The following is a 14,888-nucleotide window of genomic DNA, read 5'->3' on the forward strand; positions in this document are numbered from 1 at the left end:
TCAGCGCAGGCGCACCACCAGCGCGGCGAGGTCGATGCGACCGCCCAGCAGGCCGATCGGCAGGTCCGCTTCGTGCTCCGTCACGCGATCCTGCGCCGGAGTCGCCAGCGTGACGCGGATCGTCCGCGCGCGGGGGCTTGACCAGTCGCGGACCGTCGCCACCGGCAAGCGCACGCGCCAGCGCCGCCCGCCCTCTACGGCGACTTCGTGCCCGTTGATGAGGACGGCGGCGTCGCTCGACGCGCGCGTGCCGGACACTTGCAGGCAGTCGACCGGCTCGCACGACACGAGCTTCGCTTGCGGAGCGGCGGAGGCCGCGGCGGGGAGGGGGGCGGGGAGGAACGCCGCCACGAACAGCGCGGCGGCGACGTTAGTCGAGCGCAATGCCGGCCTCCTCGAAGATGCGGCGCGCGGGCGCCAGGGCGTCGCCGTGGCGCTTCCACCGCGCGACCGCGTCGCGGTACATCGGGCGGCGTACCTGCGCCGCGCTGGGGGTCGATACGGGCGCGGCATTGTCCTGAAAGGACAGGCAGGCGTCGGACCAGCCCAGCCCGCAATGGTCGAGCAGCCGCCGCGTCTCCGCCTCCTGGTCCGCCACCAGATCCTCGTAACGCAGCTCCAGCAGGCGTCCGGGCAGCGCCGCGCGCCACAGCGTCATCAGCCGGTCGAAGCGGACATGATAAGCGGCGATATCGGCCAGGTCGTAGCTATAGTCGTAATAGCGCGACCCGATCGCGAACAGGTTGCGGAAGTTGCTGAGCACGGTGTCCATCGGATGACGGCGCAGGCAGACGATCCGCGCGTTCGGCAGCGCCCGCGCGATGACGCCGGCATAATGGAAGTTGCCGGGAAACTTGTCGACGAAGCGGCGCGCCGGATCGCGGCGATGGTGCTGCGCGCGACGCAGGTAATCCCGCCCGATCGCGCCCAGATCGGCGGTGGCGGCAGCGTCCATCGTCTCCGCGTCGAGCACCTGGCGCGTGCGCGTGCCGGCGGCGGCCTTCACCGCGAGCGGCATCGCCTGCAATTCGCCCGCGCTTTCCACCCCCGGGTGCGAGGACAGGATGCGGTCGACCAGCGTCGTGCCGGTGCGCGGCATGCCGATGACGAAGATCGGCGCATCGGCGGCGGGCATGGTGACGGGAGAGGACGCAATGGCGGGCCATGCCGCCTCGATCGCATCGAAGATCGCGACATCGTCCGCGATATCGTAGCTCAGCGTCGCGCGGTGCGCGGCGTTGGTGGCGCACAAGGTGGCCAGCGCCTCGGCACCGCGGTCGAGGTCGTCCAGCTCCTTGGCCAGCGCATAGCCCAGCAGCACCCGCGAACGGTCGTCGCGTGCGCGCGCGCGCACCGCGACCAGGCGGTCGACATGATGGTGCCCGGCGCTCTGCTTGCGCAGCCCGGCGAGCAGATGGTGCGCGCGCGCGTCGTCGGGCGCCCGCGCCAGCAATGCTTCGATCGCGGCCTCGGCGGCATCGGTGCGTCCCAGGAAGCCGAGTGCCGCGGCCTGATTGTAGCGATAGCCGATATGGTCGGGCGCCGACGCCACCGCCGCGTCGAAATGCGGGAGCGAGGCGGCATGATCGCCCAGCCGCGCATAGACGCATCCCATCGTGTCGCGGCTCAGCGCGTCGTCGGGGAGCGCGGCCTCCGCCGCCGCCAGCACCGCCGCCGCGTCGCCGTCGCGGCGCACGCCGACGTACAGCCGCGCCAGTTGCGCGCGATATTCCCCCGCCGGGCAATGCGCCACCGCCCGCTCGATCAGCTTGATCGCGGTCGCCACGCGTCCCGCAGCGGCATCGGCCAGCCCGTGGAGGAACAACGCCTCCGCATCCTCGCCGCGCTCCGCCAGCACCGCCCCGGCGAAGCGCGCCACCGCGGTCCAGTCGCTGCGCGCCAGCGCGGCGCGGGCCGCGGCGATTCGCTCGCCGCGCGGGATGCCGGTGTCGGTCGGGCGCGCGGTCAGCAGCATCAGTTCGCGGTCGCCGAGCGGCGGGACGCGCGGGCGGCCTTCATCCGATCGAGCACGGGGCGCAGCGGGAACAGCGTCTGCTCCCGTACCGACAGGCGGCGGCGCTCGTCCTGCCCGACGATCACCCCCTCGCCCTCGCGATAGGTGCCGAACAGGCGGTCGAGCAGGATCAGCGAATTGGCGTAATTGCTGCGCGTTTCGTCATAGCCGGTCGAATGATGCAGGCTGTGATGGCGAATGGTGGTGAAGAAGAAGGAGTAGAACGGCGGCGGGTCGGCGTTCACATTGGCATGCGCGAAGACCGAGGTGACGATCATCACGTTGACCCCGCACAGCACCGCGGCGGTCGGCAGGTCGAACAGCGCGACGATGCTCAGGCTGATGAGGAACAGCTCGACCGGGTTGCCCACCGCGCCCTTCATCGCGTTCAGCTGCGTCAGGTGGTGGTGCGGTGCGTGCGTGTACCACAGCCACGTATTGTGCATCGCGCGGTGCATCAAATACTGGCCGAACTCGATCACCACGACGACGAGCGCGACCTGCGCCGGGAACGGCAGGTGCATCGCCCAGTGCGTCGTGATGCCCAGCGCCGCCTTGGCCGAGCGCAGCGGATCCTCCGCCAGATGCGTCGTCAGCCAGCCGATGACGAAGGTATTGAAGATCACATAGCCCAGATCGGTCAGGAACTCGCGGCGGTTCATCCGCCAGCCCTCGTGCCGCTCCGCCACGGCCTCGATCGCCTGCACCAGCAGCGGCACCGCGGTGGCGGCGATCACGATCGTCCACGGGCTGTCGACCCATGCCTGGGGCGCGACTGCCCAGAAGGTGCAGACGATGGCGACGAAGGCGGGCGGCAGATAGTCGAGCGGCTTGTGAGTCATGTTCGTCCCTGCGTGCCGGATGGGACGGAGCGTGCGCGCCCATCGGTCAGTCCGCCGACCGCGCCGGCGCGGGTCGCCAGGCCGTTCAACAGCAACCGTCCGGCGCCCCGGCCCAGAGCGCCGATGGTGGCGATGACGGCATTTCGCGAAGCGCGGCGCACCCGATTCCTCCGTGGTCCGGGCGGAAAGGTGCGCCACGCCGCCCTCATGTCGGCAGGCGCTAAATTCTGATGGCGGACATAGGCGGGGCCTATGCCCCGGTCATGAATGCCGCTGCGCGCGGATGCGGCGATAGACTTCGTCGATGAACAGCTGCGTCGCGGTGTCGCGCGCGGGCTGCGCGCGGGCGAGCAGGAAGATGTCGTAGGACGGCTCGAACTCGGTCAGCAGGATCGGCCACAGCTTGCCCGCCGCCACCGCCTCGCGCGCCGACAGGATCGGCAGGAAGCCGATGCCGATGCCGTTGACGATCAACCGGCGCGCCTCGTTCACGTCCTCCGCCACGCCGTTGACGCGCGTGCCCAGCCGGTAGCGCCGCCGCAGCTGGGTGATCGTCTCGATCTCGTCGTCGCCGGTCAGGACGAAGCCCTCGTCCTTCAATTCGTTGAGGCGGCCGACGCGGTAGCCGAACAGCGGATGGCTGCGACCGCAGTACAGCTGTTGCCGCTCGACGAAGAGCGGCTCGTAGATCAGGCTGCCGCGGTCGCCGCCGTCATAGCCGACGCCGATCTCGACATCGCCGCGCTCCAGCGCGTCGAGCACCTGGCGCCACGGCGACACGCGGATCTCGATATGGATGTCGGGGTTGCGGCGATGAAAGCTGGCGAGCGCCTCGTCCAGCTCGGGCGAGACGATCGCGGATACCATCTGGATGCGCACGATCCCCTCGACCCGGCGGGTCGCCTGCGCGATCTGGTGCGGCATCATCCGTGCCGATTCGAGCATGTCCTCGCACAGCGCCATCATCGCCTTGCCGGCCGCGGTCATCTCCACCCCGGTCGCGCCGCGGTGGAGCAGCGTCGCGCCGACATGCTCCTCCAGCCGCTTGAGCGCCGCGCTGATGCTCGGCTGCTGCTTGTTGAGCTGGCGCGCGGCCGCCCCGATCCCGCCGGCGCGGACGATGTCGACGAAGGTGCGCATCAGGTTCCAGTCGACGCGACTGGCGAATTTCTGATCGATCGGCACCGTCCTGTCGTCCATGATGCGGTCCTGTTCATGCGATCGCGCGATGCGGCAATATCGCGTCATAGATCACGTTGATGCAATGCATAAACGATCGGCATCTTTCGCTATGACCCGGCGCGCGGCGAGGTGGCGCGATGACCGAGCCGCTTCCCCTGCCGATCGTCGACATCTCCGGCCTGGAGAGTGCGCGGCCTGCCGACCGTCTCGCGGTGGCGCAGGCGCTGGACGACGCCTGCCGCCGCTCGGGCTTCCTCTACGTCCGCGGCGCGCAGCTCGACCCTGCGCCGGGCGAGCGCCTGCTGGCGACCGCGCGGCGCTATTTCGCGCAGGACATGGCGGCGAAGATGGCCTGCTACATCGGCCGTTCGTCCAACCACAGCGGCTATGTGCCCGCAGGAGAGGAGGAGTTCGGCGGCGGCACGCGCGACCTGAAGGAAGCGTATGACGTCAACATCGACTATCGCTGCGGGGAAGGGCGTCGCCCGCTGCTGGGCCCCAATCTGTGGCCCGACCTGCCGGGGTTTCGCGACGACGTGCTGGCCTATTACCGTCATCTGACCGCGATCGGGCGGCAGATGTTCGGCGCGTTCGCGCTGGCGCTGGGGCTGGACGAGGATCATTTCACCCCGCACCTGCGCCATCCGCCCAACCAGCTGCGGCTGATCCACTACCCGCTCGACCGCACGGCGGAGGATCGGCCGGGGATCGGCGCGCATACCGACTACGAATGTTTCACGCTGCTGTTCGCGACCGCCGCGGGGCTGCAGGTGCTCGACCGTGCGGGCGCGTGGATCGACGTGCCGCTGGTCGAGGGCGCGATGGTGATGAACATCGGCGACATGATGGAGCTGATGTCGGGTGGCCGCTGGCTGGCGACGACGCACCGCGTGAAGAAGGTGGCGCAGGAGCGCTATTCCTTCCCGCTGTTCTTCACCTGCGACTACGATCATGTCGTCGCGCCGCTCGTCCCGCCCCGGGGCGAGCGCCGCTATGCCCCGCTGCGCTGCGGCGAGCATCTGTTCCACCAGACCGCACAGACCTTCGCCTACCTCAAGGCGCGGCAGGCGCGCGGCGAGCTGGTCCTGGCGGATGCCCTGCCGCTCGGCTCGTTCGGGGTGCAGGCGTGACGCTCGCCGCGCTGCTCGCCACCTTGCCGCAGCGCGCGGCCGATCCGGCGTTCCCGGCGCATCTGCTGGGCGCGTTCCGGCGGCACGCCATCACCTTCTGCAACGGGCTGACCGATACCGTGACGCGGGTGTTCTGGTTCCAGTCGCGCACCTTCACGATCGACCTGCGCCTGCCCGATGGGGCCGCGACCCCGGTCGACCAGCGCCAGGGCTGGATCGGCGACACGCTGTGGGATGCCGCGGCGGGCGAAATGTCTTGGCGTATCCCCGCCAGCTACCAGCCGCACGACCAATGGCCGGAGGCGGCACGGCTGCTCCCGATCGGCAACAGCGTGATCGAGATCGCGCCGTCGGGCGCCTATGTCGAGGACTGGCGCCAGCAGGCCGCGCGCGGGCCGCTGCTGGGGCTGCGCCTGACCGCGGTCGTCGACACGGCGACGGGCGCGAGCGAGCCGCGCGAGGGCGGCCTGATCGTGGCGGGGCCGCACATCGCGCTGGCGGTGGCGCGGCCGTCGCACCGGGCGGCGGAGATGGAGGCGTACGAAGTATCGGTCGCGCTGGACGGCGACCGCGTCACCTGGAGTACCCAGTCCGCGCGCTACGGCGTGCCGATCGTCCCCGGGACGTTCCAGCTGGAGCCGGACGGCGCGGTGACGCTGGTGCAGCCGTCGCGAACGCTTCGCTTCGTGGTCGACGCCCATGTAACCGAGATGACGTTCGGCGCCGAAACGCCGTGCACCCAGGCCGCGGCATCATGGTGGCGGCGCGAGGCGGAGCATCTTGCCCGTCATGCGGTGCCACTGCGCTGACGACGCGGACCGCATAGGCAGCATCTATGGGGTCCATATGTCGAACGCGGATGGCGTAATACCGCTCCACCCGGAATCTTCGCCTCACAGCCGCAGCCGGAGCAGGGGGCAGCACATGGACGGAGTTCGCGTCGGCAACAGGATCATCGGGGCGCAGTCGCCGGTGACGATCGGATGGGAGAACGTCCCCCGGGTCGAGGGCGGGCGGTTCAAGCGGCTGTTCTTCACCTGCTTCCAGCCGGCGGTGCTCTTCGCGCTCATCGCCTTCTGGTATTACGCACCCAATTCGATCGCCAAGGCATCGACGGCGGTGTGGATCGGCGTCGGCTTCAAGGCGCTGCTGCTGGTGATGGAATATTTCTTCCCGCGCTACGACAGCTGGAAGCTGACGTGGAAGGAGCTGACGACCGACCTGTTCTACGTCGGGCTGGGCTATACCGCGCTGCGACTGGTCGACGAGTTCATCGGCGACGGCGCGATGATCGGCGCGATCCAGCATGCGCTGGAATGGGACAAGCTGGCCTGGTTCGTCGGCGCGCCGCTGCTGGTGCAGGCGCTCCTGATCTCGTTCATCTTCGATTTCGGGCAATATTGGATGCACCGGGGGATGCACAATTGGTATCCGCTGTGGCTCACCCACTCGGTCCACCATTACATCACCCAGCTGAACATCAACAAGGGTGCGGTCGGCAACCCGGTGGAGCTGTTCCTGATCGGGCTGGGGATCGGCGGCTTCTTCGACTTCCTGCCGCGCGCCGCGTTGCTGGCCGGGGCGATCGGGCTGGCGGTCGGGACGTACCAGCATATCAACGTCCGCTTCAACACCCCGGGCTGGTGGCGTTACCTGTTCAACACGACCGAGCATCACAGCCTGCACCATTCGCAGGATTTCGAGGCGAGCCGCAGCAACTATTCCAACACCTGGATCATCATCGACCGCGCGTTCGGCACCTGCGTCGATGGCGAGGCGGAGCTGCTGGGGATGGAGGGCGGACGCCGCATGTCGATCCGCGAGCAGATGACCTATCCCTTCACCGAGGCGTGGAAGACGATGCGCGAGCGCTTCGGACGCGCGCCGGCCGCGGTGCCGGCGGAATGACCGCGGTGGCGTTCGAGATCGCGACGACATCCTCCGAGCGCACGAAGCCGCGCTGGTACGAGGCGATCTGGCATATCGAGGGTGTCGTGCCGATGGGCGAGGCGCGATCGGCGGACGAGGCGTTCGACCGGCTCGCCCCGCTCTTCCGCCATACCGGCACGACCGTACGGCAGCGGGGGGACACGCTGGCCTTCGACAAGACCGATCCCGATGCGCAGGACCCGCTCGCGGTGTTCGACCGCGGCATGATCGAGGCGACGACCGCCGCGGGCGAGCCGGTCCTGCGCTACCGCATGGTCAGCCGCGCGCTGCTGTTCTGCTTCTTCGCCCCGCTGCTGTTCCTCGCCTTCGCGCAGGCGACGGTGCTGGTGGCGGCATGGACGAAGCCGTCCGCCGAGGAAGCCGCGAAAGCGGAGAAGAAGCAGATCCAGCTGCCGCAGAACTGGATCGACAAGGCACTCGGCGCGCCCGCCCCGGAGCCGAAGAAGAAAAGGGAAGCGGGGGCGGGGGACGACAAGAAGCCGAAACCCACGGCGGCGTACATCTTCGCGGGGATTTTCGCGTTTCTCTATGTCGTCGGACGGCTGTTGGAGAGCCGGCTTGTCCGGCAAAGGATCACCACGCGCCTGTCCGGAAACATTCAGCCCTGACCCGTCCGCGGCGTCGGCTCTCCCCGCCGAGCGCCGCGATACAGGGGCGTGGTCGAGCAAGTGGTTGGTCCGCCTCGCGACCTTCGCTAGGAAGGGGCGTGCGCGATCCATCGCGCGCGAAGATCGGAGAGCGTGATGACCGACAGCTACGTGCCGCCCGAGGTATGGACCTGGAACAAGGACAGCGGCGGCCCCTTCGCGTCGATCAATCGTCCGGTGTCGGGCGCAACGCATGACAAGGAATTGCCGGTCGGGCGGCATCCGTTGCAGCTCTACTCGCTCGGCACGCCCAACGGCGTGAAGGTGACGGTCATGCTGGAGGAGTTGCTGGCGGCGGGTCATGCCGGCGCGGAATATGACGCCTGGCTGATCCGCATCAACGAAGGCGACCAGTTCGGCAGCGGGTTCGTCGCGGCGAACCCCAATTCGAAGATCCCCGCGCTGGTCGATCGCAGCGGCGCGGAGCCGGTGCGCGTGTTCGAATCGGGCTCGATCCTGGTCTATCTGGCGGAGAAGTTCGGCGCGTTCCTCCCTGCCTCCGGCCCCGCGCGGGCGGAGACGCTGTCGTGGCTGTTCTGGCAGATGGGCGCCGGTCCGCTGCTGGGCGGCGGGTTCGGCCATTTCTACGCCTATGCGCCGGTGAAGCTGGAATATGCCATCGACCGCTATGCGATGGAGGTGAAGCGCCAGCTCGACGTGCTCGACAAGCGGTTGGCGGACAATGAGTTCATTGCCGGGGCCGACTATTCGATCGCGGATATGGCGATCTGGCCGTGGTATGGCGCGCTGGTGAAGGGACTCGTCTACGGCGCGGGCACCTTCCTTCAGGTGGAGGAATACAGGAACGTGCTGCGCTGGACCGATGCGCTGGCGGCGCGGCCGGCGGTGCGGCGCGGGCGGATGGTGAATCGCGTGCAGGGCGACCCGTCCAGCCAGCTGCACGAGCGCCACGATGCGTCCGATTTCGACACGCGGACGCAGGACAAGCTCTGAGCGAGCGGCGGGAGGCGGCGTGTGGCGATCGTGTTCGATCCCCGGCAATTGCGACATGCGCCGGCGCGCGAGATGCACAACGGCGACTGGGCCCCGCATCAGGAGAGCCCGGCGCGGGTGCACAGCATCCTGTCGGCGATCGGCGCGGTCGCGCCCGCGCGCGATCACGGCGTCGCCCCGCTCACCGCGGTGCATGACCCGGCCTATGTCGCGTTCCTGCGCGCGGCGCACGCGGATTGGCGCGCGGCCGGACGCAGCGGCGACGCGATCGGCTATGCCTGGCCGGTGGTGGGACGGCGCGCGCTGAACCTGTCCCGGATCGACGCGCGGCTGGGACGCTACAGCTACGACGCGGGAACGCCGATCGCGGAGGGGACGTGGGAGGCGGCCTATTGGTCCGCGCAGACCGCGCTGACCGCGCTCGATCACGTCGCCGGCGGCAGCGCCACGCGCGCCTTCGCGCTGTGCCGCCCGCCGGGCCACCATGCCGGGCGCGATTATCTGGGCGGCTATTGCTTCCTCAACAATGCCGCGATCGTCGCGGCGGAGGCGCGTCGGCGCGGGCTGGGGCCGGTGGCGATCCTCGACATCGATTATCATCACGGCAACGGCACGCAGGACATCTTCCTCGCCGATCCGGATATCCTGTTCGTCTCGATCCATGCCGACCCTGCGACCGACTATCCCTTCTACTGGGGCCATGCCGACGAGACGGGGGAGGGCGAGGGGAAGGGTGCCACGCTCAACCTGCCGATGCCGCATGGTATCGACGGGGCGGCCTATCGCCCCGTCCTCGATCGCGCGCTTTCGGCGGTGGCGGCGCACGACACGCGGCTGCTGGTGCTGTCGTTCGGCGCGGATACCTATGTCGACGATCCGATCGCGCACTTCGCGCTCCAGCGTGCCGACTTCGCCGCGATCGGCGAGCGGCTGGCGGCGACCGGGATCGACATCGTGACGGTGATGGAGGGCGGGTACGCCACCGACGCGCTGGGTGCCAATGTCGCCACGTTCGTCGCTGCGCTGCACGGCCCGCGCTGAACCCCGTTCGCGCCGGTGCGTACGACTTATGGCTAAGTCGCTCGTTCGTAACCATGAATCCTGGTATTTGTTAAGCAGGGCCGACGATCCCCGGGGCATACGCCACGACGGGGACCATCATGTCCGTTCACACCTTCACCTCGCCCGACCGTTCCGCCCGTCGCCGCTTGCGCCAGACGACCTGCCTGACGCTGATCGCCGGTGCCGCAGCCTTGCAGCCGGCCGCCGCCACGGGACAGCTGCTGACGCTGACCGGGCTGTCCAACGATCTGAACGCGCTGGCCACCAGCGTCACCGCGCAGGGCACGCAGCTCGCCGCCACCACGAACCTGGCCAATTCGCTGAACACGAGCGTCAACACGCTGACGACGGCGGTCAACAACCAGGTCAGCACGTTGCAGACGGCCGTCACCGCCAACGCCGCCGACCTCGCGACGGTCACCGCCAGCGTCCAGCAGCAGCACGCTCAGCTGACGGCGAACACCAACCTGCTCAATACGGCGACCTCGGGCCTGAACACGCTGGGCTCAACGCTGGTGGCGCAGGGGAGCGCGTTGCAGGGCTTGCAGGCGACGGTGACGGGCAACGTCGCCGATGTCGCAGCACTGACGACGGCGGTGAACCAGCAGGGCGTGCAGGTGAACGCGAACCTCGGGGCGATCAACACGCTGGCCGGCACCCTGGGCACGCTGGCGAGCGACGTGACGGCCGCGACGGCGCAGCTGGCCGGGCAGGCGACGGATATCGGCGCGTTGCGGGCGACGGTCGACGTCAACGTCCTCGACACCGCACGGCTTCGCGCGACGCTCGGTACCGCCGCGACCGATCTCGCGGTGGTACAGACGCAGGTCGCCGATCACGAGGTGCGGATCGCCGCCAATACCGCGGGGCTCGGCGCGCTGGGCGCCACCGTCGCGATCCAGGGGACGACGCTGACCCGGCAGGGCGCGGACCTCGCCACCGCGGCGGCGAATATCGCGAGCCTGCAGGGGATGGTGACCGCGCACGACGGCACGCTGGCCGGGCTGGGGACGACGGTCGCGGCACAGGGGGTGCTGCTGGGACAGCAGGACGGGCGGATCACCGCGAATGCCGATGCGATCCTGTCGCTGCGCAATATGGCGGTCAGCGGCAATGCGAGCCCGGTCCAATATGTCGCGGCCGGTGCACCGTCGGTGGCGTCGACCGTCGCGACCAACGACGTCGCCGTGTTCGGCGCGCAGGCCGGGCCGGTACGCGTGCACAATGTCGCCGCCGGGCGGGTCGCCGCCGGGTCGACCGACGCGGTGAACGGCGGGCAATTGCACGATGTCGGCCAGCAGGTGGCCGACCTTGCCGGCAGCGCCGTCCACTATGACGACGCGACGCGCGCGCGCCTGACGCTGGGCGGGGCTGGGGCCGGGGCCGGGGCCGGGGGCACGCCGGTGACGGTCGCCAATGTCGCGGCCGGGCGCGTGGTGACGGGGTCGACGGATGCGGTCAATGGCGGACAGCTGGCGGACACCGACGCGGCGGTCGCCGCCGTGGCCGCCGATGCCACGCGTCAGGGCGGCGCGCTCGCCGCGCTGCGCACCGATGTGGCGGCGGGAGCGATCGGGCCGGTGCGCTATTCCGATCCGGCCTCTCCCGCGGTGCCCGACGGGGGCGGTGTGACGCAGGGCGTGGCGCTGGTCGGACGCGATCCGGAGCCGGTCGGCCTGCACAATGTCGCCGCGGGGCGATTGTCGACCGGGTCGACCGATGCGGTCAATGGCGGGCAGCTGTTCGCGCTGGCGCAAAGCTATCAGGGGCTCGCCGATCTCGCGATCCGGTATGACGATGCGGCGCACACCGCGGCGACGCTGGGCGCGGCGGGGGTGCCGGTGAGCCTGCGCAACGTCGCCGCGGGAACGCTGGCGGCGGGATCGACCGATGCGGTGAACGCCGGGCAGCTGTTCGATACCGATCGCCATGTCGCGGCGCTGAGCAACCTGTCCACGTTGCAGGCGGGCCTGCTGGGCGCGCTGGACACGCGCGTCGACGCGCTCGACCGCGGTGCGCGCGGGCCGGTGCGCTATGCGGATGCGGCGACGCCCACCACCGCCAACGGCGGCACCGCGTCGCAGGATCTGACTTTGGTCGGGGCGGCGGCGGGGCCGGTGCGGCTGCACGGCGTCGCCGGCGGCGTGATCGCGGCGGGCTCGTCGGACGCGGTCAACGGCGGGCAGTTCCACGCGATGGGCCATGCCATCGCGAGCGCGCTGGGGTCATCGTTCCGCTACGATCCCGCCAGCGGCTTTGCCGGCAATTTTACGTTCGGCGGGCGGTCCTATGGCACGATCCAGTCGGTATTCGGTGCGATCGAGACGTCGCTGACGGCGTCCGCGGGCGGTGGCACCGGCTCGCCCGCGCCCATCGGCGAGCGACTGAAGTATTTCAACGCCAATTCGACGATGGAGGACAGCATCGCGTCCGGGTTCGACGCGACGGCGATCGGTCCGGCGTCGACCTCCTCCGGTGTCGCGGCGATCGCGGTGGGACGCAATGCGGTCGCGGGCGGCGACAGCTCGGTCGCGATCGGCGACGGGGCGCAGGCGATGGACGGCAAGGCCGTGTCGATCGGCCTGGGCAACGTCGCCTCGGGTAACGGCGCGGTGGCGATCGGTGACCCGAATTTCGCGACCGGCGCCGGCGCGACCGCGCTCGGCAAGGACAACGAAGCCACCGGCACCGGAGCGATCGCGCTGGGCAACGTGAACGTCGCCGAGGGCGACGGCACCACCGCGATCGGCTCGATGAACCGGGCCAGCGGGCTGGGCGCCGCGGCGCTGGGCCTCACCAATACCGCCTCCGGCCGGGGTGCGATCGCGATCGGCACCGGCAACGCCGCGACCGGCGACGGGGCGCTGGCGATCGGCGCCAACGTCGTGACCGATGCGCTGGACACGCTGGCGATCGGCAACAGCGCGGCGGCCAGCGGCGTTCGCGCGGTCGCGATCGGCAATCGCGCGACCGCGACCAGCACCTATGCCGCTGCCTTCGGCTATGGCGCGGAGGCGCACACCGAATATTCCACCGCCATCGGCACCATGTCCAGGGCGGAGGGGTTCGGCTCGGCGGCGGTCGGCACCCTGTCCGATGCGTCCGGCTATGCCGCCAGCGCGTTGGGATCGGGCGCGATCGCGGACAAGGACGGCAGCGTGGCGCTCGGCTCCGCATCGCAGACGCTGCGCGGGGCGGTGGACGGCTACAGTGCGTTCGGGGTCAGCGGGCCGCAGCGCTCGCTCGGCGAAGTCGCGATCGCGCGCAATCTGGCCTATCTCGACCCGGTCACGAACCTCTATTCGCCCACCGGCGACCGGCAGATCACCGGCGTCGCGGCCGGCAGCGCCGCGACGGATGCGGTGAATGTCGCGCAGCTGCGCGGCGTGTCGGGCACCATGGGCGCCGCGTTCGTCGCCGGGTTCGGCGGGGGTGCGGCCTATGACGCGGCGACCGGCGCCGTGACCGCGCCGCGCTACACGCTGGACGGGGTGACCTATTCCAGTGTCGGCGATGCGCTGCTGGCGATCAACAGCCGGGTCGGTGGCGGTGGCGGTGCCGGGGGCGGGGGCGGTGGCGGGGGCGGAACGAACCCGGTGCCGCCCGTGACCGGCACCCCCGTCGGAACGCCGCCGGTGGCGAGCGGCGACACGGACGCCCGGATCGCGGCCACCACGACGCGCGTGGCGCAGGTGGAGACGCGCGTGAGCCACGTCGAGACGCGTATGGGCAGCGTCGAAGCGCGCGTGACGACGGTCGAGGGCAAGGCGGACGAGGCGCTGGCCGCCGGCAGCCGCTCGATCCGGTACGACGATGACGCCAGGGACTCGGTGACGCTGGCGGGGGACAAGCCGGTCGGGCTGCACAATCTGGCGCCGGGCGTCGCGGACAACGATGCGGTCAACGTCGCGCAGCTGAACGGTGCGATGAAGAGCGCTGTCGACACCGCCAACGCCTACACCGATCAGCGGGTCGCGGCGCTGTCCTTCGATCTGGGGCGCGTCAACCGCGACGTGAATGCCGGGGTCGCGGGCGCCATGGCGATCGCGGGAATGCCGCAGCCGTTCGAGGAGGGACGCAGCATGTTCTCGCTGGGGGCCGGCACTTTCCAGGGTCAGTCCGCGGTGGCGATGGGCGTGTCGCGGATCATGACGGACGGCCATACGATCATCAAGCTGGGCGCGACCTACAACAGCCGCAAGCGCGTCGGCGCCAATGTCGGGGTCGGCTACCAGTTCTGACCGGGCATGTTTGGGTGACGGGGGGCGGGTGCCGTCGGGCGCCCGTCCCTTCGTCGTGCCCGCGCGTCAGTCCTGCGCGATCTTCCCGGCCTTGGGCGAGCTGTAGCCGGGCAACATGCCGGCGAACGATTGCGCGAAGGCGTGATGACGGTCGACCGGAACCGAGGCGACCATGGCATCGGCGATCGCCTTGATCTCGTCCCGTGTCAGTGCGCCGCGGTTGTGGAGCGTCTGCAACAGCGCGACGACGCCGATATAGGCGGTATCCGCCTGATGCATGACCGCCTCGATCGCGCCTGCGACCTTGTGAACATCGGCTACCGCCATGGCCTCGTCCTCCGTGCGTCCTCAATCCCCCCTGCATCATGATGGTGCGGCGAATATGGGGCAAGCCCTTGATCGACTTCGAAAGTCGTCCGGCGCGGGAGCCCGGCCGCGGGCGGCTCGCGGCGTCGCCACGTATGCGCGGGCAGCACCCATGGCGCCTGCGATCGTGGCCCTTGCCATCCGAGAGCGTCATGAGTAGTTGCGACCGAATAGCATTAGCAAATGGGGGTTGCATTGACATCGTGGCTGGTCGTGCCGTGCGTGCTGTTGGCGAGCGGGGTCCCGATGTCCGCGTCGGCGGAGGAGCAGAAGCCTGCTCCGGCGGCAGAGGGGCCGGCGACCGCCGATGACATCGTCGTGACCGGCCGGGCGCAGCGCCTCTACCGCGTCGATGTCACGACCGTCGGCAAGGCGGCGGACAATCCGCTCGACATCCCGCAGGCGCTGCAGGTCATCAACGCGGACCTGTTCAACGATCAGGGCGCACGCGACGCGACCGACATCTATCGCAACATCAGCGGCGTCAGCTTCTTCAGCTA

General features: G+C 69.9%; 13 protein-coding genes (1 of these 13 only partly in view). 8 read left to right on the forward strand and 5 right to left on the reverse strand.

The features are described 5' to 3' along the window. The 4 genes from PGN23_RS07125 to PGN23_RS07140 form a co-directional block, all read right to left on the reverse strand. A complete protein-coding gene (locus tag PGN23_RS07125) occupies positions 1–384 on the reverse strand; it encodes a hypothetical protein (RefSeq protein ID WP_335302210.1) in 384 nt (127 codons plus the stop codon). Further along, complete coding sequence (locus tag PGN23_RS07130) at positions 371–1,975, reverse strand: tetratricopeptide repeat-containing sulfotransferase family protein (protein ID WP_335302211.1); 1,605 nt, start codon at positions 1,973–1,975, stop codon at positions 371–373. Before PGN23_RS07130 ends, PGN23_RS07125 begins: the two co-directional genes overlap by 14 nt. Beyond that, the gene (locus PGN23_RS07135; protein ID WP_335302212.1) at positions 1,975–2,856 is read right to left on the reverse strand and encodes a sterol desaturase family protein; all 882 of its coding nucleotides are present in this window, start codon (positions 2,854–2,856) and stop codon (positions 1,975–1,977) included. The genes PGN23_RS07130 and PGN23_RS07135 overlap by 1 nt, the downstream gene beginning before the upstream one ends. Positions 2,857–3,117: 261 nt before the next feature. Then, a complete protein-coding gene (locus PGN23_RS07140; protein ID WP_335302213.1) occupies positions 3,118–4,056 on the reverse strand; it encodes a LysR family transcriptional regulator in 939 nt (312 codons plus the stop codon). A 119-nt stretch (positions 4,057–4,175) separates the two neighbouring features. Here PGN23_RS07140 and PGN23_RS07145 point away from each other — a divergent pair, with 119 nt between their 5' ends. The 7 genes from PGN23_RS07145 (at position 4,176) to PGN23_RS07175 (ending at position 14,022) form a co-directional block, all read left to right on the forward strand. Beyond that, positions 4,176–5,168, forward strand: a complete 993-nt coding sequence (locus PGN23_RS07145; protein WP_335302214.1) for an isopenicillin N synthase family dioxygenase — start codon at positions 4,176–4,178, stop codon at positions 5,166–5,168. Beyond that, on the forward strand, positions 5,165–5,977 hold the full coding sequence (locus tag PGN23_RS07150; protein ID WP_335302215.1) for a hypothetical protein: 813 nt from the start codon (positions 5,165–5,167) through the stop codon (positions 5,975–5,977). The genes PGN23_RS07145 and PGN23_RS07150 overlap by 4 nt, the downstream gene beginning before the upstream one ends. A 115-nt stretch (positions 5,978–6,092) precedes the next feature. Further along, a complete protein-coding gene (locus PGN23_RS07155; RefSeq protein ID WP_335302216.1) occupies positions 6,093–7,076 on the forward strand; it encodes a sterol desaturase family protein in 984 nt (327 codons plus the stop codon). Continuing rightward, complete coding sequence (locus PGN23_RS07160) at positions 7,073–7,726, forward strand: hypothetical protein (protein ID WP_335302217.1); 654 nt, start codon at positions 7,073–7,075, stop codon at positions 7,724–7,726. The genes PGN23_RS07155 and PGN23_RS07160 overlap by 4 nt, the downstream gene beginning before the upstream one ends. 135 nt (positions 7,727–7,861) lie before the next feature. Next, the gene (yghU, locus tag PGN23_RS07165) at positions 7,862–8,719 is read left to right on the forward strand and encodes a glutathione-dependent disulfide-bond oxidoreductase (protein WP_335302218.1); all 858 of its coding nucleotides are present in this window, start codon (positions 7,862–7,864) and stop codon (positions 8,717–8,719) included. A 21-nt stretch (positions 8,720–8,740) separates the two neighbouring features. Then, on the forward strand, positions 8,741–9,760 hold the full coding sequence (locus PGN23_RS07170; protein WP_335302219.1) for a histone deacetylase family protein: 1,020 nt from the start codon (positions 8,741–8,743) through the stop codon (positions 9,758–9,760). Positions 9,761–9,879: 119 nt separating this feature from the next. Continuing rightward, the gene (locus PGN23_RS07175; protein ID WP_335302220.1) at positions 9,880–14,022 is read left to right on the forward strand and encodes a YadA-like family protein; all 4,143 of its coding nucleotides are present in this window, start codon (positions 9,880–9,882) and stop codon (positions 14,020–14,022) included. Positions 14,023–14,088: 66 nt separating this feature from the next. On the opposite strand, the gene PGN23_RS07180 is transcribed toward PGN23_RS07175, so the two are convergent. Then, on the reverse strand, positions 14,089–14,349 hold the full coding sequence (locus PGN23_RS07180) for a hypothetical protein (protein WP_335302221.1): 261 nt from the start codon (positions 14,347–14,349) through the stop codon (positions 14,089–14,091). Positions 14,350–14,634: 285 nt separating this feature from the next. Between PGN23_RS07180 and PGN23_RS07185 the strand changes: the two genes are divergently transcribed. Next, on the forward strand, positions 14,635–14,888 hold the 5' end (the start) of the coding sequence (locus PGN23_RS07185) for a TonB-dependent siderophore receptor (RefSeq protein WP_335302222.1). The gene runs 1,834 nt beyond the window's last position; the window shows 254 of its 2,088 coding nt (coding positions 1–254); it begins with the start codon at positions 14,635–14,637; its stop codon lies off the right edge, out of view.

Origin of the sequence: Sphingomonas adhaesiva (assembly GCF_036946125.1) — a bacterium.
GTDB classification, from domain to species: Bacteria; Pseudomonadota; Alphaproteobacteria; order Sphingomonadales; family Sphingomonadaceae; genus Sphingomonas; species Sphingomonas adhaesiva_A.

What these genes read in the sequence shown, in the direction of transcription:
- PGN23_RS07145 (WP_335302214.1), top strand. Translation starts at nt 4,176, where the DNA reads ATGACCGAGCCGCTTCCCCTGCCGATCGTCGACATCTCCGGCCTGGAG.
- PGN23_RS07180 (WP_335302221.1), bottom strand. Translation starts at nt 14,349, where the DNA reads ATGGCGGTAGCCGATGTTCACAAGGTCGCAGGCGCGATCGAGGCGGTC.
- PGN23_RS07160 (WP_335302217.1), top strand. Translation starts at nt 7,073, where the DNA reads ATGACCGCGGTGGCGTTCGAGATCGCGACGACATCCTCCGAGCGCACG.
- yghU (WP_335302218.1), top strand. Translation starts at nt 7,862, where the DNA reads ATGACCGACAGCTACGTGCCGCCCGAGGTATGGACCTGGAACAAGGAC.
- PGN23_RS07155 (WP_335302216.1), top strand. Translation starts at nt 6,093, where the DNA reads ATGGACGGAGTTCGCGTCGGCAACAGGATCATCGGGGCGCAGTCGCCG.
- PGN23_RS07135 (WP_335302212.1), bottom strand. Translation starts at nt 2,856, where the DNA reads ATGACTCACAAGCCGCTCGACTATCTGCCGCCCGCCTTCGTCGCCATC.
- PGN23_RS07175 (WP_335302220.1), top strand. Translation starts at nt 9,880, where the DNA reads ATGTCCGTTCACACCTTCACCTCGCCCGACCGTTCCGCCCGTCGCCGC.
- PGN23_RS07130 (WP_335302211.1), bottom strand. Translation starts at nt 1,975, where the DNA reads ATGCTGCTGACCGCGCGCCCGACCGACACCGGCATCCCGCGCGGCGAG.
- PGN23_RS07140 (WP_335302213.1), bottom strand. Translation starts at nt 4,056, where the DNA reads ATGGACGACAGGACGGTGCCGATCGATCAGAAATTCGCCAGTCGCGTC.